Here is a 16,826-nt window from a genome sequence, read left to right as displayed (position 1 = left end):
AGGGATTTGCAATGACCGATGCATTGGATTGGAATGAAGATCAGTGGAGCGCCGTGAAAAAGGCCGTCCATGATGAGGCGCTTCGCGCCCGAGTGGCCGCCAGTTTCCTGCCCCTGTACGGACCGCTGCCCGCTGACACGCAGTCCGTCCCGCTGAACAAGCTGGATCTGGTCGAGAACTCATCTGGTGCATCCAATGAACGTCTTGACGTGAACGATTATGATACGCTGCGCCTTACCACCGTATCGGTGAACGTGTACCTGAAAGGCGCACAGGTGGCTGATCCGGAACTGACGGCGGCTCAGATCATGTTCCGCCGAGCGGCCGCCGTTGTGGCACGGGTAGAGGATGACATCATTTTCAACGGTCAACCCGGCACCGGACAGGCCCCCAAACACGCCGGCGGCGCGCACGCCTCATTGCCGCAGATCTATACGATCAGCGGCGGTGGCAAATATCCGGGATTGCTTGAAGCGGGCGAAGGCAAAACCAAATCCACGACCAAAAAGAACTACAGCGGAACCGATGTTTTCGAGGCCGTCGTCGAGGGCATCAGCACGCTAGAAACGCATGGCTATCTGGGCCCCTATGCCTGTGTGATGGGCAACGGTCTGTTCCGTGCGGTCACGACCCCGCTGCCGAATTCGATGGTACTGCCACGTGACAGCATTCTCCCGTTCCTGGACGGGCCGTTGCTGCGTTCCAGCACCCTGCCCCAGGACAAGGCAGTGCTTGTGTCCCTGCTGGGTGCACCGGTTGAAATCGTCGTGCCCTCGGATATCGCCGTGAAGTATCTGCAAACCTCTGCCGAGGGCGAGCACGTCTTCCGCGTGCAGCAGAAGTTCCATCTCAGGATCAAGGAAGCTAAGGCCGTCCGCACCATAACCTGTTGACCGGAGATCGGGTCGTGCGCGAGTTTTCAGATCGGGGCGTGACGCTGCGTTGGTCCGAGGCGATCAACGCAGACGGTCTCAGTCGGGTGTTGGTGGAAGCCGGTCCATCCGTGTCGTCGCATGACACGCTACGTCTGATCTGTTCGGAAGATGGCGGCGCCGAGCGTGCCATTCGCGGGTGGCCCTTGTTGCGGGACCCGCAAACCGGGTTTCAACAATTCGCAGCCATTCTGCCGTCGGTCAAACAGGAAAAAACTTTTTCCTGGCGTCCTGTGCTGACGTCGGGAGGGCGCGAGTTTGACCCCGGGCCCGAAAAAGAAATTGAACCTGCCGCGCCAGAACCGGCAAAAACCACAGTGACGTCGCCGGTATTGGAACATGTTGCCAAATTTCTGGTGCCGTTCGATAGCAGCTTTCATCCCTCGGGCGAGACGCCGGATGGGGTTTGGCTGCATTTCGCCATCAAAGAAGGAGGCACCGTCGAAGGCCCACATCTAAAGGGGACGATCGAGCCGATCGGAGGAGACTGGATGCGCGTGCGGCCCGATGGTGTGGGGCTGCTTCATGCAAAGGCGCTTATCAGACCGTCCATCGGACAAGCCCCGATCCTATTTGAAGATACGGGTGTGTGTGACTTCGGCCCGGACGGATATGCGGCATTGTCCAAGGGCAATCTGCCCGCTTCGGCTCCGGTACGGCTTGCACCGCGTTACCTGACCTCGAATCCGCATTACAGCTGGATGAATCGGGTGCAGGGTTTTGGCATTGGCGAAGCCAGCCTGTCAGACATCACCCTGCGCTTTGACGTCTATTCCGCGAAAGGAATTTCCGATGCCTGACAAGGTTGTCATTCTTGGGGGAGGCGTGGCTGGCATGAGCGCCGCGCACGAACTGATTGAACGCGGCTTCGAGGTAGAAATCCACGAACGCCAGCTGATCCCCGGCGGCAAGGCCCGAAGCATCCCCGTGATGAAGGGTGAAGGGGATCATGGCTCGAAAGCGAAACACATCAAGGCACTGGAAAAATGGGCCGAGATGGATGGAGCCAATTATCCGCCCGGCGTGAAACGGCCCTGGCTGCCCGGTGAACATGGGTTCAGGTTCTTTCCGAACTTTTATCGGCATATCACCGACACGATGGCCCGAACGCCGTATTACGACAAGGGCACATGCTTTGACAATCTTGTCCCGACCACGCAAGTTCTGGTCAGCCAGTTTGACAAGCCCGGCATCATTGTCCCGGAACGGTTCCCCCGCACGCTCAAGGATGTTGCGGATGCCTTCAAGACCATTGCCTTCGCGCTTTCGCCGAGGGACCAGATTGCGTATGAGGATGTCGAGCATTTTGTCGCCTGCATGTGGCGGATCGCGAGCTCTTGCAAGGAACGCCGGTTCGACGAATATGAACGGATCGGTTGGTGGGATTTCATCGGTGCGCAGGACCGCTCGGAAGCCTATCAGAAGTTCCTTGCCATCGGCCTGACCCGTTCGTTGGTGGCCGCCAAGGCCACGACGGCAAGCACGAAGACAGTGGGGGACATTGCGGTTCAGCTTCAGCTGGGCATTGCCACGCCCGAACCCCACTGCAACAGGCTGCTGAACGGGCCCACCAATCTTGTCTGGATTCAACCGTGGCTGGATTACCTGACAAGCAAGGGGGTCGTGTACAATTTTGACTCCAAAGTCACCGGAATCGAGTGCCGGAACGGTAAGATCATTGGCGCAACGGTCGAACAGGATGGTGAAGAAAAGCAGGTCACGGGGGATTGGTTCATCAGCGCCATGCCGATTGAACGCATGGCACCGCTTGTGACCCCGGAAATGATGGCGGTTGACCCTGCACTTGCCAAACTGCCTTTGCTGGCCGATGACGTGCAATGGATGAACGGCATTCAGTTCTATCTGACCAAGGATGTCGAGCTGACCCATGGCCACGTCATTTTCATCGACAGCCCATGGGCTTTGACGGCTGTGTCGCAAAAACAGTTCTGGCCGGGGATCAATTTCGAAAACTGGGCCGAAGGAAAGACCAAAGGCCTGCTGTCAATCGATATCTCCGAATGGGACAAGCCGGGGCTGAACGGAAAAACCGCGCGCGATTGCACCCGGGAAGAGATCGCAAAAGAGGTTTGGGAACAGCTCAAGCGCAGCATCAACGTGGATGGCCAAACCATTCTGCGGGACGAGGATATGCACTACTGGTTCCTCGATCCTGATATCGTTCAAGACCCGAACGACCCCAAGCGTCAAAGCAATGTCGAACCCTTGTTGGTCAACCGTATCAACAGCTGGCGCTTGCGCCCGGATGCGGCCACATTGATCCCGAATTTCTTCCTGGCATCGGATTACGTCCGCACTTTTACCGACCTTGCCACGATGGAAGGGGCGAACGAGGCCGCGCGTCGGGCCGTCAACGCCATTCTTCAACGCAGTGGATCGGATGCCGAGCCCTGCCAGATCTGGGACCTGCACGAGCCCGACATCCTGAAACCGCTGCGCGCTTATGATTACGCCCGCTATCAGGCTGGCCTTCCGTGGGACAACCGGTTCGCGGTTGCGGTCGAAGCCGCGCTGAAAATGGGTCAGGACACGGCAGGAGTTGATCGTGGCGGTGATGGCCCTCTTGCCGCCATAGGGGAACCGGCGGCGGAATATTCAAAACCCGGCGGCATCACCGAGGAGCCAGCCATTGCCGAAGCGCTTCGAATGATCTGCCCCCCGAAAGAGCTGTTCGACCTCATCGCGAACTACGAGCCCACCGCGGATCTGCCGATCCCGGGGGATGAGCTGGCGGAAGATGTCGCGTATGATCTGGGTCGGGACAGTGGTCAATCAGGTGCCTTGTCCAGGGCGTTGCCAATTTCTGACGAACCGCTTTCTGCGCTTGGCGCCGGTCCGGAACGATCCGGCGCGCGGGAAAACAAAAGCCGCGTGATCATCATCCAGAAGGGCTGAGCCTGTGAAATCCGGAACCGCGCATTTGGATCCTGCGGCGAAACAGGATTTTCTAAAAACCCTGACCTTCTACGGGGATCAGGCGCGCGAAACGCTTTTGGGCCTGTTGCCGACGGGTGAGCCTCAGGCCTATCTGTATGGCCCGATGCGCGATTACATCGAAACCTCGGGCAAGGGCCTGAGGCCTGCCCTGCTGTTGGCAACATGCGAAGCCTTCGGCGGAAACAGCGAGAATGCAAGGGTCTCGGCCGCGGTTCTTGAGCTGTTGCACAACGCTTTTCTGATCCACGACGACATCGAAGATCAAAGCGATTTCCGGCGCGGGCGCGAATGTATGCACAAGCGGCTTGGGGTTCCCCTGGCGATCAATACCGGCGATGGGATGCAATCGCTTGCCCTGCGTTTGCTGCGTCAGAACTTGGGGCCGTTGGGCCCGGAAACTGGTATGCGCGTGGTGGATGAGTTCGACCATCTGTTGCAGCAATCCATCGAAGGTCAGGCGCTGGAGCTTGGCTGGATCCGCGACAATCGTTTGAACGTCGATGCATCAGATTATCTGAGGATGTGTCTGAAAAAGACCTGCTGGTACAGTTTCATTCACCCGATGCGCATCGGGGCCCTGATTGCGCGGCCACATGATGTCGCGTCCGGTGCGCTGAATCTGGATGATTTCAACGCCTTCGGCTTTTTCCTGGGTGCAGCGTTTCAGATTCAGGACGACGTCTTGAATCTCGTCGGCTCACAGGACAGTTACGGCAAGGAAATCGGCGGCGACATCTATGAAGGCAAACGCACGCTGATGCTGGGCCAGCTTGGCCTGAAAGCGGAAGAGCCTGAACAGGCACGGTTGGCCGAGATGTTGTCAAACCCGCGTGATGCCCGGTCGACGCAAGATGTCGCCTGGGTGCTGGAGCGCATGAACCACTACGGCAGCATCCGCTATGCGCAGGACGCAGCGAATGATCTGCTGGCCGCGGCCCGGAATGAGTTCGCGCGGGTGTTCGCGGGCACAGAAGACGCGCCGCGCGCATTTCTGGGACAGTTCATGGACTATCTGGTGACCCGTCAGGTCTGAGCGCCCGCCACCTCGAAAATCACCACGACCGAGGTTTGGTCCGTTCCTGTACAGGCGATCCGACCGTGATATTCTCCGGGTTTGGAGAGGTCGGGTATGGTCACCGCAACAGCAACATCCGTTGCTTCCCCCGGTTCAAGCTGGATTTGTGGCGGGATCACACTGATGCGGTTGGCCGGCAGAATGTCGCCGTTCGGATTGGTCAGATCGCCCGGTTCGAACTGCATCTGAACAGGTGCCGTGCCTTCGGGTGCTTCAAAGGACAGCAGAATGGTGGCGGTGCTGCCGGGGTGACAGGATTTGCGACACCTGAACGGACCGTCCAGATGTTGCCGCGGGCCCCGCTCTGTTTCGAGCACGCGGCGCGCTATATCGGAAATCGGTTGATTGTCGGGCTGCGGCGCAATCGGGCTGACCGCCCGAGATGCACTAACATATGGTTTTCGTTCGAAATACGGCATGCCTAACTGTGCACGTGCCGTGCGGATCAGTAAATGGTAAATTCACGCTCTGCTATCATGGTAAACGTCTGCCTATTTTCCTTTCCAGACCGGGTCTCTTTTCTCGGCAAAGGCGCGCGCGCCTTCCAGCTGATCTTCGCTGGCATAGAGAACGTCCACGGTTCTGAGCTGACGCTTGGTGATGCGGTTCATGGCATCCTGAAACTTGGCATCTTCGGCATCGCGTACGATTTCCTTGATCGCGGCATAAACCAGGGGCGGTCCCGAGGCCAACAGACGGGCCAGTTCCCAGGCGCGATCCATCAGTTGATCCGCGGCGACGATCTCGTTCACCAGACCCCAGCGATTGGCTTCCTTTGCGTCGAACCACCGGCCGGTAAGCAGCAACTCCATCGCGATGTGGTAAGGGATGCGCTTGGGCAGTTTGACGCTGGCCGCATCCGCGACAGTCCCCGAGCGGATTTCCGGCAGGGCGAACGTGGCGTGGTCGGCGGCAAGGATCATGTCGGCTGACAAGGCCAGCTCCAGCCCGCCGCCACAGGCGATGCCGTTGACGGCCGCGATCACGGGTTTGTTCAGGTCGCGCAGCTCTTGCAAGCCGCCGAACCCTCCGACGCCATAATCCCCGTCTACCGCATCCCCGTCGGCCGCTGCTTTCAGGTCCCAGCCCGGGCAAAAGAACTTCTCTCCGCCGCCCGTCAGAATGGCCACGCGCAGCTCTGGATCGTCGCGAAACGCGGCGAATACCTCACCCATCCTGCGGCTGGTGACAAGATCGATGGCGTTGGCCTTGGGCCGGTCCAGCGTCACCTCAAGGATCGCTCCGTCGCGGCGGGTTTTGATCGGGTCCATATCTCAGGCCTTTCTTATCAGAGCATCCACGGCAACGGCCTTGTCCGGCGTGCACAGGAGCGGGTTAATCTCGACCTCGCCAAGCGTGTCGGCATTTTGCATGACATAGGCCTGAACGGCCTCGACTGCGGCGATGATTGCATCCATATCAGCCGCCCGTTGGCCGCGATAGCCCGCCAAAAGCGGGGCAATTTTCAATTTGCCAAGCGCGGCACGGATGTCCTCGTGCGTGCTTGGCACCAGCACCGACGCCGTATCGCGCAGGATTTCTGTCAGCACGCCCCCCGCCCCCAATGTCAGGACAAACCCATGCGCCGGGTCACGGACGACACCGACCAGCAATTCGGCAATGGTTCCGGTGATCATCTCTTCGATCAGGATGCTATCTGTGCCAATTTCGGCTGCGACATCGGCCACATCCTCGGCCTTGATGCCCAGCCGAACAGCGCCGTGTTCGGATTTATGCGCAAGCCCAACACCTTTCACGACAAAGGGGGCTTCCATGTCCTGCGCGGTCGAATGGGCCTCTGCCGGGCCGCAAACCGTACGGCTTTGCGGAACGTGCAGGCCGCATTCGGCCAGCGCCCGTTTCGATTCGCCTTCGGTCAGGGTTTGGGTCGCCTCAGCCGTTCCAGGCAACCAGACAGGATGCGCGGACGGGGGCGAAATCTGACCCGCAGCGCGCGTGGCCGCCAGTGCTTCGCGCAATCCCATGAATGGAACGACACCACCGGCCATCAGGTCTTGCGCGACGTCTTCAGGCAGAAGTTCAGGCAGCGTCGCAACAATCGCAAACCGGGCGCCGGTTTCGGCACGCACTCTCAACGCAGCTCGGGTCGCGCAACTCCAGTCGGTCGGATCCGTCGTCGGATAGTCTACGATCGAGAACGTCAGGTCGATGTCGTCACCCGTCATGCCCGACCAGGCCTGTGCCATCGCCTCTTCATCGCGCCAGATATACGTGTGATAATCCAGCGGATTGTTCAACGCGACCATAGGGCCAAGCGCGTCACGCAAGCGCGCCCTTTTGTCATCGCTCAACTGTGGAAAACTCAGGCCGGTGCCGACGGCCATGTCTGCGATCAGGCTCGCCTCACCCCCCGAACAGCTGATCGACGCGATGTTACCCCCGGGGAGCGGCCCGTAGCAGTGCAGCAGTTTCAACGTTTCTAGGAAATCCGGCAACGTCGAAAGACGCGGGATGCCCAATCGGTCCAGCAGCGCCTGCGCGCCTGCATCACTGCCCGCGAGAGACGCGGTATGAGAGACGGTTGCGGCCTGTGCCTGTTCGGATGCACCGACTTTGAGGGCGACCAGCGGGATGCCCTTTTCGTGGGCCTTCGCGGCCAGCGCCTCCCATTCCCGGATGTCCTTGAACCCTTCGATATGCAGACCCACGGCGGTTACGCGCGGATCATCGATCAAGGCCGAGGCGATTTCGGCCTGGCTGGTTTGGGCCATGTTTCCGCATGCCATCATGTAGGCAATCGGCAACCCACGTTTCTGCATGGTCAGGTTGATCGAGATGTTCGAACTTTGCGTCAGGATCGCCACGCCCTTGTCCACAGGGGTGGCCCCGTGCTGGTCCGGCCACAACAGCGCCCCATCCAGCGCGTTGATGAAGCCATAGCAGTTCGGGCCAAGAATGGGCATGTCACCGGCTGCGGCAATCAGTTGATCCTGCAAGCCCCCGCCGGTGTCATCTTCGGCAACGGCCTCGGAAAAGCCCGATGCAAAGCACACCGCCCCACCTGCGCCCATACTGGACAGGACACGAGCGGCCTCGATGGTGGCGTGGCGGTTGATCCCGATGAAAACCGCATCCGGGGCTTCGGGCAGGTCTTCGATGTGGGCATAAACCTTGTGTCCTGCAATTTCAGACGCTTTGGGATGCACCGGCCAGATTTGACCGGCATAGCCCATGCGTTCGGATTGCAGAACAACCTGCTGACACCACGCGCCGCCACCGATGACGGCGATGGATTTCGGGCGCAGCAGCCGGGTCAGGTCTTTGTTCATGGTCAGGCGCCCAAGGGACGCAGAAGATCGCGGCTGATGATGTGGCGCTGAATTTCGCTGGTGCCGTCCCAGATGCGCTCGACCCGGGCATCGCGCCAGAACCGTTCGATCGGGAAATCGTCCATCAAACCCATACCCCCGAAGATTTGCAGTGTGGTATCCGTCACCCGCGCCAGCGTTTCCGAGGCATAGAGCTTGGCAGAGGCAATCTCGCGGTTTGATGGCAGATTTTGGTCCAGACGCCACGCGGCCGCGAGTGTCAGCCAATCGGCGGCATCGATCTCGGTAATCATGTCGGCGATCTGGAATCCGACGCCCTGAAACTTACCAATAGGCTGGCCGAACTGCTTGCGCTCGGCCGCATAGTTCAGCGCATAGTCAAAGCAGCGCCGCGCGCGACCGACCGAGAACGCCGCAACCGTCAGGCGGGTTGCGTAAAGCCATTCGTTCATCACGGCAAAGCCGCCATCAACCTCGCCCAAGACCTGTGCATCAGGCAGACGGCAGTTGTCGAAATACAGGATATAGTTCTTGTAGCCCTTGTGGCTGACCGAGTTGTAGCCCTCGCGCACTTCAAACCCCGGCGTACCGCGATCCACCAGGAAAGTGGTGATGCGTTTCTTCGGGCCCTTGGGGGTTTCGTCCACGCCGGTCGCGATGAAGACGATGAAGAAATCCGCATGTTCCGCGCCCGAGATGAAATGTTTCGATCCGTTGACAACCCAGTCGCCGCCATCGCGCACCGCCTGGCATTTCATACCACGCACATCCGAACCCGCATCCGGTTCGGTCATCGCCAGGGCGTCCATCTTGTCACCACGTACGGCAGGCAGAAGATACCGTTCGCGCTGCTCGTCGTTGCAGGCCATCAGGATGTTCTGCGGGCGCCCAAAGAAATGCGTCAGTGCCATTGACCCGCGGCCAAGCTCGCGCTCGACCAAGGTGAAATCCATATGAGACAGACCTGCGCCGCCGACTTCCTCGGGGAAGTTGCAGGCATAAAAGCCCAGATCGATACATTTCTGCTTGATCTGCTCACCCAGCTCAGGAGGCACGGTTCCCGAACGCTCGACCGCGTCTTCATGCGGGTAGATTTCGTTTTCAACAAAGCTTCGGACCGTCGAGACGATCATGTCCTGTTCTTCTGTCAGACCAAACTGCATGGCGCGTGTTCCCTGGATCGGTGGTTGACCAACCAAACGCCATCGCTCAAGGTCACGGCATGCAGAGTTGATATCAAATCATGCCAAATTCGAAAATTTTGACTCGACAATACAACATTCTGCTCTTCAACGGGTTTTCGAACCATTGCCTTGCAAACATGGTCGAACCGCTCAGGGCTGCGAACAACCTGTCGAGGCAGGTTTTGTATTCGTGGTGTTTCTGCTCCATTGACGGAGACCCCGTTCAAAGTTCCAGCGGCCTTGTCGTTACACCGAATGGTTCAATCTTGGATCAGCAAGGCGACGTTCTGGTGGTCATGCCGTCTTATGGGTATCGCAAGTTGGACACGCGATCGACCACGCGCACCGTGCTGGCTGCGGCCCGAAAACACCGGCAAGTGGCCGGATTGGATACCGGCAGTTGGCTGCTGGCCCGCGCCGGTTTGCTGGATGAGCACCGGGCGACCATTCACTGGGACGAGCTTTCCCGGTTCGAAGAAAGTTTTCCGGCCGTGAATGCGGTGCAGGAACGTTTTGTCATCGATGGCAACAGGCTGACCTGTTCTGGGGCGATGGCCGCGTTCGATCTGGCCTCGGCCCTGATCCGCAGGGATCACGGCCCCCTTTTGTCCATGGAAGTCGGGCATCTTCTGATGAGCCGAAATGGGCAGGATCATTACCCTTTGCCTCTGAAGTCCGAAGACACTTTGGTCAATCGCGCACTGGCTGTCATGCAGGCGAGCCTTGAAACACCTCTTTCGATCAGGGAACTGGCCCGCAAGATCGGGTGTTCACAAAAGCGGATCGAAATGCGCGTTCAGGCAGAGCTCAAAACCACGCCGCAGGCGCTGTATCGTCGGCTGAGGCTTAACCTTGCACGCAATCTGGCAGAAGATACCGAGCAGTCCATCGCCGAAATCGCCGGTCGTTGCGGATATGAAAACGCCAGCGCCATGACGCGAGCGTTCAAGGCAGAATTCGGCCAGACACCGACGGCGTTTCGCCACCGAAGCTTGTCTGACGGCTGAATGGGGTGCGCATGGCGATGCCCGCTTTCCTGGAAAACCAAAGAACCCTGGGGGCTATTCCAGCGAAACCCACAGCACCTTGGCGTTTTCTTCGCTGGTCGAAATACACCCATGCCCCATTCCGCTGTCATAATAAAGCGAGTCACCGGCCTTCATTGGCAAGGGGCGGTAGTGTTCAGACACGAAGATGAGTTCACCGCTGAGCACATACATGAATTCTTCTCCGGAATGTCGGATCCACGTCTCGAATTCCGACAGGTCACGCGCCTTGATAGTCGCGATATAGGGCAGCATCCGCTTGCTGGTCAGTTCGGGGCAAAGCAGTTCATGCAGGTAAGTGGGCGTATTCTTGATTTCCCCCTCGCCTTTCGGAGTGAAATCACGGCGGCCTGAAATGCCGGATTGACCCGACTGAAGAAACAACTGCGGGGTGCTCATATCCAGGGCCTGAGTCAGACGCCGTACGATGTCAAAGCTTGGCTTTGTCTGGTTGTTTTCGATCTTGGACAGCGTCGACCGCCCGATACCCGCAGCGCGGCCGGCTTCTTCCAGAGTCCACCCTTTCGCGCGCCGAGCATCGCGGATGGACCGGCCCAGAGCCTCTCCTTCATCCAGATCTTCCTGTCCGGAAACATCATTTCTGCTTTCGTCGCCCATTTAATTCCCCCTGTTTTATCAAAGGTTACATGCCTCCCGGTAAATACGCAACTTCTTGAATAAGAGATTTTTGTTGCCTAAAGCGCATAATTTCCCTTATAGGAAACAAAGTTTCGTACTAAGGATTCGGGGCAAAAGGAGGAGACCATGTTCAAAACGTCGCTGATTGAGGCAGATCCCGTCATTGCCGCGTCCATTTCGCGCGAGGGTGAACGCCAGGCGGAACAGATCGAGTTGATCGCCTCGGAGAACATTGTCTCGAAGGCCGTGATCGAAGCTCAGGGTTCGGTCTTGACCAACAAATACGCCGAAGGCTATCCGGGCCGCCGCTATTATGGCGGCTGCGAATATGTCGATGAGGTCGAAGTCGAGGCGATCGAACGCCTCAAGAAGCTGTTTGGCTGTGAATATGCCAACGTTCAGCCCCATTCCGGCGCACAGGCCAACGGGGCCGTCAAGTTGGCGTTGTTGAACCCGGGCGATACCATTCTTGGCATGTCGCTGGACGCAGGTGGCCATCTGACCCACGGTGCGAAACCGGCGCAGTCCGGCAAATGGTTCCGGCCCGTGCAGTACGGCCTGACCGATGCAGGGCTGATCGATTATGATCAGGTTGCCGAATTGGCGCGGGCGGAAAAGCCCAGGCTGATCATCGCAGGCGCATCCGCCTACTCGCAAAAGATCGACTTTGCCAGATTCCGTAAAATCGCGGACGAGGTTGGCGCATGGTTGCTGGCTGATATGGCTCATATTGCCGGATTGGTGGCGACCGGCCTGCACCCCTCGCCTGTAGGGCACGCACATGTCGTGACCTCGACCACGCACAAAACGCTGCGCGGGCCTCGTGGTGGCATCATCCTGACCAATGACGAGGCGCTGGCGAAAAAGATAAATTCTGCCGTCTTCCCCGGCCTACAGGGTGGCCCGCTGATGCACGTCATCGCAGGCAAGGCGGTGGCTTTTGGCGAGGCGCTGAAACCCGAATTCAAGGAATACATGCAGCGCGTCGTTGACAGCGCATCGGCCTTGGCAAGCGTCATGATCGCGCGCGGATGTGATATCGTTTCCGGCGGCACCCAGAACCACCTGATGCTGGTCGACCTGAGACCTTTGGGCGTCACCGGTAAGGACGCCGAAGCCGCGCTGGAGCGCGCCGGGTTTACCTGCAACAAAAACAGCGTTCCCGGAGATCCAGAGAAACCCACCATCACCAGCGGCATCCGTCTGGGCACCGCCGCCGGGTGCAGCCGTGGCTTTGGCCCGGAAGAGTTCCGGCAGATCGGCCATCTGATCGGTGATGTTCTGGAGGCGCTCGCGAAGTCTCCTGACGGTGACGAAACCGTCGAACAGGAAACCCGCAAACAGGTTCGCGCACTTTGCGCAAGCTACCCGATCTACTGAAAGTACGCGAAATGAATACCTATGACCTCATCGTTATCGGGGGCGGACCGGGTGGCTATGTTGCCGCGATCCGCGCGGCTCAGCTGGGGATGAAAGTGGCCTGTGTCGAAGGGCGCGGCGCACTGGGCGGTACCTGTCTGAACGTGGGGTGCATCCCCTCCAAAGCGTTGCTGACCTCCTCGGCCAAATATGCCGAGCTTGCACATCTCTCCTCCCATGGCATTGCGGTCGAGGGGGCCAGCATCGACGTCAGTGCGATGATGGGGCGCAAGGACAAGATCGTCGGTGATCTGACCAAGGGCATCGCATTCCTGTTCAAGAAGAACGGCGTCGATCTGATCGAAGGATGGGCCAGCATCCCGGCCACTGGTCAGGTCAAGGTCGGCGACAGCACATACGAAGCAAAGAACATCCTGATTGCGACAGGATCCGAGCCGACCTCACTGCCGGGGATCGAGATTGATGAGCAGGATGTGCTCAGTTCGACCGGTGCAATCGCGTTGGAACGCGTGCCGGATCATTTGGTTGTGATCGGTGCAGGTGTGATCGGCCTGGAACTTGGGCAGGTCTGGGCACGTCTGGGCGCCAAGGTTACTGTGGTCGAATATCTGGATCGCGTTTTGCCCGGCATCGATGGCGAGATCGCCAAGCTGGCGCAGCGGGCCCTGTCAAAACGCGGTTTGAAATTCCAACTGGGCCGTGCTTTGAAGTCTGTCGATAAAACCGATACGGGTTTGTCGCTGACGGTGGATCGTGTTGGCAAGGACAAGGAAGAAGTGATCGAGGCCGACAAGGTTCTGATCGCTGTGGGCCGTCGCCCGGTGACGCGCGGGCTTGGGCTGGAAGAGCTGGGCGTGGCCGTGAACCCGCGTGGCTTCATCGAAGTCGACAGCACATTCCAGACGTCGGTGCCCGGTATCTATGCCATTGGTGACTGTGTTCCCGGCCCGATGCTGGCCCACAAGGCCGAAGAGGACGGTGTTGCCTGTGTCGAGATGCTGGCCGGCGAAGCCGGTCATGTCGATTACAACACCGTGCCGGGTGTGGTCTACACCGATCCCGAAGTGGCCTCGGTTGGTCAGACCGAAGAGGCTCTGAAAGACGCGGGCGTCGAATATGTTGTCGGCAAGTTTGCTTTCATGGCCAATTCGCGGGCACGCTCGACAGGTGAAACAGATGGCGCGGTCAAGGTTCTGGCCGGTTCCGACGGCAAGATCCTCGGGGCTCATATCTGTGGTGCCCATGGCGGCGATCTGATCGCCGAGTTGGTTCTGGCCATGTCCAAAGGTGCCGCGGTCGCCGATGTTGCAGCCTCGTGCCATGCGCATCCTGCCATGGGTGAGGCGGTCAAGGAAGCCTGTCTCGACGCCATGGGGCGTGCGATTCACGCTTAACGAGGTTTGCCAGATGACAATCCAGCTTAGACCACGCCACCCGGAAAAGGCCAAAAAGGCCGACAGCGTGATCCCGCGTAAGCCCAAGTGGATTCGCAAGAAAAAAGGTGACAGCGCCGCGTATTACGAAACCCGACGTCTGATGCGTGAGCACGATCTGGCAACGGTCTGCGAAGAAGCGGCCTGCCCCAATATCGGCGAATGCTGGTCCAAGCGCCATGCAACCATGATGATCATGGGCGAGATTTGCACACGGGGCTGTTCGTTCTGCAATGTGGCCACCGGCCGCCCCGATGCGCTGGACGCGTTCGAACCCGGCCGGGTTGCGGCGGCGGTCAAGAAACTGGGCCTGCGCCACGTGGTGATTACGTCTGTTGATCGCGATGATCTGGCCGATGGCGGGGCCGAGCATATCGCCCAGACAATCCGCGCCGTACGCCATCAGAACCCCGGCACCACTGTCGAGGTTCTGACCCCCGACTTCCTGGGCAAGGGCGACGCCGCAAATATCGTCTTTGACGCAGTGCCGGACGTGTTCAACCACAATCTGGAAACCGTCCCGCACCTGTATCCGACGGTTCGTCCCGGCGCGCGCTATTATGCGTCGCTGCGGCTGCTGGACGATGCCAAACGCTCGAACCCCGAGATTTTCACCAAGTCGGGTCTGATGGTCGGCTTGGGCGAAAGCCTCAACGACGTGCGTCAGGTGATGGATGATCTGCGCGCGGCCAATGTCGATTTTCTGACTATCGGGCAGTATCTGCAACCGACGCCGAAACATCATCCGATTGACCGGTTCTGGTCGCCCGAGGAGTTCGCCCAACTGGAACAGATCGCTCGTTCCAAGGGCTTTTTGCACGTGTCAGCCACGCCGCTGACCCGTTCGTCGTTCCATGCGGACGAAGACTTTGCCGCCCTCAAGCAGGCCCGTCAGCGGGCCATCGCCACCGGGGCATAACCAAACGCAAATGGGAGGGAAACCATGGAAGCGTTAAATTCAATCGTAGGGGCCATCAATGGCGTCGTATGGGGGCCGATGATGCTGGTCCTCATCCTCGGCGTTGGCTTCTTCCTGCAGGTCGGGCTGAAATTCATGCCGATCCTGCGCATCGGCACAGGCTTCAGCCTGTTGTTCAAAGGCCGTGAAGGTCAGGGCGAAGGGCAGATCAGCCCGTTCAACGCACTGATGACTTCGCTGTCGGCGACCATCGGTACAGGTAACATCGCCGGTGTGGCCACTGCTGTCTTCCTGGGCGGTCCAGGCGCCTTGTTCTGGATGTGGATGACCGCCCTGGTGGGCATGGCCACCAAATATGCCGAAGCCGTCTGCGCGGTGAAATATCGCGAGAAAGACGAGCTGGGCAACTATGTCGGCGGCCCGATGTACTACATCAAAAACGGTCTGGGCGCGAAATGGGCCTGGCTGGGCGTGGCTTTCGCCCTGTTCGGCGCGGTTGCCGCCTTTGGCATCGGCAACGGTGTGCAGGCCAACGGTGTTGCTCAGGTGCTGGAAGCCAATTTTGGCCTGAACACCTCGGTCACCGGCGTTGTTCTGATGGTTCTGACTGCAGCCGTTATCCTGGGTGGTATCACCCGCATCGGTGCGGTTGCCGGTAAGCTGGTCCCCTTCATGGCCGTTGCCTATATAATCGCGGGCCTGCTGGTTCTGCTGATCAACATCGGCAACATCGGACATGCGCTGTCGCTGGTCTTTACCTATGCGTTCACCCCGTCCGCCGCAGAAGGTGGTTTCGCGGGTGCAGCCGTCTGGGCCGCCATCCGCTTCGGTGTGGCACGTGGTGTGTTTTCGAATGAGGCCGGTCTGGGTTCGGCCCCGATCGCGCATGCCGCTGCCGAGACCAAGGGTCCGGTCAACCAGGGCCTGATCGCGATGCTGGGTACGTTCATCGATACCATCATCGTCTGCTCGATCACCGGTCTGGCCATCATCGCGTCGGGAGCATGGACATCGGGTGAATCCGGTGCGGCGCTGACGAGCCACGCGTTCGAATTGTCGCTGCCGGGTATCGGCGGGTATCTGATCGCCATCGCGCTGTCGATCTTTGCCTTCACCACCATCCTCGGCTGGTCGTTCTACGGCGAGAAATGTGTCGAGTTCCTACTGGGCGTGAAATCCCTGATGCCCTACCGCGTTCTGTGGATCGTGATGATCTACTTCGGCGCAACTGCGGATCTGGGCTTCATCTGGCTGCTGGCCGATACGCTGAACGCCATGATGGCCATCCCGAACCTGATCGCCCTGGCGCTGCTGAGCCCGATCGTCTTCAAACTGACGAAAGAGTTCTTCGCCTCGGGCGGCAAGTCCGAAGAGCCGGGCGGCACACCTGCCGAATAAGATCGGCCCGACCAAAACGGGGGGCCATCCCGGCCCCCCGCCTTTGAAACCGAATTCAATATCTCGAGGAGAGACGTGATGGCCACTAAAATCCTGCTGCCCATTGATCACACCGACGACCGCTCGTGGAAACTGGCCCTGTCGACCGCCTTGGAACAGGCAAAATTCTACGGTGCCGAACTGCATGCGGTTGCCGTCATCCCCGAGATCATCCAGCTGCCGAACCTTCCCGCCAACTATGGTGCCGGCGCAAAGGACCACGTGCGGGGTGCGGTTCAGGCGATTCTGGATCATGCCAAGGCTTCCGACGTGCCGGTCCATGTCGAAGAAGGCAGTGTTTACCGCGAAATCCTGAAGCTTGCCTACAAGGAAGGCTTTGATCTGATCGTCATGGCATCGACCAAGGGCGATTTCCCGAACTACGAGATTGGCCCGAACCTGGCCCGTGTCGTGCGCAATGCGCATTGCACCGTCATGGTCGTCCGCGACCAGTCCCGCTGATTGAAAGGTTGAAGAAATGACCACACCGAAGCGCACGCCCTTGTATGACCTTCACGTCGAGCTTGGCGGCA

15 protein-coding genes are annotated in these 16,826 nt (G+C 59.2%); 10 read left to right on the top strand and 5 right to left on the bottom strand.

The annotated features are described in order from the left end of the window. Positions 1-11 precede the first annotated feature (11 nt). From GS605_RS08320 to GS605_RS08305, 4 genes are read left to right on the top strand one after another with little or no spacing between them, the layout of a single operon-like run. Entirely contained in the window at positions 12-893 is an 882-nt protein-coding gene (locus GS605_RS08320; RefSeq protein ID WP_171723672.1) for an encapsulin, read from the top strand. 14 nt (positions 894-907) lie between these two features. Further along, complete coding sequence (locus tag GS605_RS21215; protein WP_171723671.1) at positions 908-1,732, top strand: DUF3237 domain-containing protein; 825 nt, start codon at positions 908-910, stop codon at positions 1,730-1,732. Continuing rightward, complete coding sequence (locus tag GS605_RS08310; protein WP_171723670.1) at positions 1,725-3,848, top strand: FAD-dependent oxidoreductase; 2,124 nt, start codon at positions 1,725-1,727, stop codon at positions 3,846-3,848. The genes GS605_RS21215 and GS605_RS08310 overlap by 8 nt, the downstream gene beginning before the upstream one ends. Positions 3,849-3,852: 4 nt before the next feature. Further along, complete coding sequence (locus GS605_RS08305) at positions 3,853-4,923, top strand: polyprenyl synthetase family protein (protein WP_216600139.1); 1,071 nt, start codon at positions 3,853-3,855, stop codon at positions 4,921-4,923. On the opposite strand, the gene GS605_RS08300 is transcribed toward GS605_RS08305, so the two are convergent. The 4 genes from GS605_RS08300 to GS605_RS08285 all read right to left on the bottom strand — a co-directional run bounded on the left by GS605_RS08300 (position 4,914) and on the right by GS605_RS08285 (position 9,418). Beyond that, on the bottom strand, positions 4,914-5,384 hold the full coding sequence (locus tag GS605_RS08300) for a hypothetical protein (protein WP_171723669.1): 471 nt from the start codon (positions 5,382-5,384) through the stop codon (positions 4,914-4,916). The two genes, GS605_RS08305 and GS605_RS08300, sit on opposite strands and share 10 nt — an antisense overlap. 72 nt (positions 5,385-5,456) lie before the next feature. Next, a complete protein-coding gene (locus GS605_RS08295; RefSeq protein ID WP_171635845.1) occupies positions 5,457-6,236 on the bottom strand; it encodes a carnitinyl-CoA dehydratase in 780 nt (259 codons plus the stop codon). A gap of 3 nt (positions 6,237-6,239) precedes the next feature. Continuing rightward, complete coding sequence (locus GS605_RS08290) at positions 6,240-8,255, bottom strand: acetate--CoA ligase family protein (protein WP_171723668.1); 2,016 nt, start codon at positions 8,253-8,255, stop codon at positions 6,240-6,242. A 2-nt stretch (positions 8,256-8,257) separates the two neighbouring features. Beyond that, on the bottom strand, positions 8,258-9,418 hold the full coding sequence (locus tag GS605_RS08285; RefSeq protein WP_171723667.1) for an acyl-CoA dehydrogenase family protein: 1,161 nt from the start codon (positions 9,416-9,418) through the stop codon (positions 8,258-8,260). Between the two features lie 80 nt (positions 9,419-9,498). Between GS605_RS08285 and GS605_RS08280 the strand changes: the two genes are divergently transcribed. Next, on the top strand, positions 9,499-10,446 hold the full coding sequence (locus GS605_RS08280) for a GlxA family transcriptional regulator (RefSeq protein ID WP_171723666.1): 948 nt from the start codon (positions 9,499-9,501) through the stop codon (positions 10,444-10,446). Positions 10,447-10,500: 54 nt separating this feature from the next. Here the strand turns inward: GS605_RS08280 and GS605_RS08275 are convergent, their stop codons facing one another. Beyond that, entirely contained in the window at positions 10,501-11,103 is a 603-nt protein-coding gene (locus GS605_RS08275) for a helix-turn-helix domain-containing protein (RefSeq protein WP_171635839.1), read from the bottom strand. 147 nt (positions 11,104-11,250) lie between these two features. Between GS605_RS08275 and glyA the strand changes: the two genes are divergently transcribed. The 5 genes from glyA to GS605_RS08250 all read left to right on the top strand — a co-directional run bounded on the left by glyA (position 11,251) and on the right by GS605_RS08250 (position 16,755). Then, positions 11,251-12,504, top strand: coding sequence for a serine hydroxymethyltransferase (gene glyA, locus GS605_RS08270; protein ID WP_171723665.1), 1,254 nt, complete (start codon positions 11,251-11,253; stop codon positions 12,502-12,504). A gap of 11 nt (positions 12,505-12,515) precedes the next feature. Continuing rightward, positions 12,516-13,898, top strand: coding sequence for a dihydrolipoyl dehydrogenase (gene lpdA / locus GS605_RS08265; protein ID WP_171723664.1), 1,383 nt, complete (start codon positions 12,516-12,518; stop codon positions 13,896-13,898). A 13-nt stretch (positions 13,899-13,911) separates the two neighbouring features. Continuing rightward, positions 13,912-14,856, top strand: a complete 945-nt coding sequence (gene lipA / locus GS605_RS08260; protein WP_171723663.1) for a lipoyl synthase — start codon at positions 13,912-13,914, stop codon at positions 14,854-14,856. A 24-nt stretch (positions 14,857-14,880) separates the two neighbouring features. After that, positions 14,881-16,254, top strand: a complete 1,374-nt coding sequence (locus tag GS605_RS08255; RefSeq protein WP_171119391.1) for a sodium:alanine symporter family protein — start codon at positions 14,881-14,883, stop codon at positions 16,252-16,254. Positions 16,255-16,332: 78 nt separating this feature from the next. Next, positions 16,333-16,755, top strand: coding sequence for a universal stress protein (locus tag GS605_RS08250; protein WP_171723662.1), 423 nt, complete (start codon positions 16,333-16,335; stop codon positions 16,753-16,755). Positions 16,756-16,826 lie beyond the last annotated feature (71 nt).

Origin of the sequence: Ruegeria sp. HKCCD7559, assembly GCF_013110575.1 — a bacterium.
Classification (GTDB): domain Bacteria; phylum Pseudomonadota; class Alphaproteobacteria; order Rhodobacterales; family Rhodobacteraceae; genus Ruegeria.
Note: the sequence above shows the minus strand (reverse complement) of the source record. Positions and strands in the feature narration are given on the sequence as shown.

Bases quoted from the DNA above. Each gene is read 5' to 3' on its own strand.
- GS605_RS08320 (WP_171723672.1), top strand. From the start codon at position 12: ATGACCGATGCATTGGATTGGAATGAAGATCAGTGGAGCGCCGTGAAA.
- GS605_RS08310 (WP_171723670.1), top strand. From the start codon at position 1,725: ATGCCTGACAAGGTTGTCATTCTTGGGGGAGGCGTGGCTGGCATGAGC.
- GS605_RS08300 (WP_171723669.1), bottom strand. From the start codon at position 5,384: ATGCCGTATTTCGAACGAAAACCATATGTTAGTGCATCTCGGGCGGTC.
- GS605_RS08295 (WP_171635845.1), bottom strand. From the start codon at position 6,236: ATGGACCCGATCAAAACCCGCCGCGACGGAGCGATCCTTGAGGTGACG.
- GS605_RS08290 (WP_171723668.1), bottom strand. From the start codon at position 8,255: ATGAACAAAGACCTGACCCGGCTGCTGCGCCCGAAATCCATCGCCGTC.
- GS605_RS08285 (WP_171723667.1), bottom strand. From the start codon at position 9,418: ATGCAGTTTGGTCTGACAGAAGAACAGGACATGATCGTCTCGACGGTC.
- GS605_RS08280 (WP_171723666.1), top strand. From the start codon at position 9,499: ATGCCAAATTCGAAAATTTTGACTCGACAATACAACATTCTGCTCTTC.
- GS605_RS08275 (WP_171635839.1), bottom strand. From the start codon at position 11,103: ATGGGCGACGAAAGCAGAAATGATGTTTCCGGACAGGAAGATCTGGAT.
- glyA (WP_171723665.1), top strand. From the start codon at position 11,251: ATGTTCAAAACGTCGCTGATTGAGGCAGATCCCGTCATTGCCGCGTCC.
- lpdA (WP_171723664.1), top strand. From the start codon at position 12,516: ATGAATACCTATGACCTCATCGTTATCGGGGGCGGACCGGGTGGCTAT.
- lipA (WP_171723663.1), top strand. From the start codon at position 13,912: ATGACAATCCAGCTTAGACCACGCCACCCGGAAAAGGCCAAAAAGGCC.
- GS605_RS08255 (WP_171119391.1), top strand. From the start codon at position 14,881: ATGGAAGCGTTAAATTCAATCGTAGGGGCCATCAATGGCGTCGTATGG.
- GS605_RS08250 (WP_171723662.1), top strand. From the start codon at position 16,333: ATGGCCACTAAAATCCTGCTGCCCATTGATCACACCGACGACCGCTCG.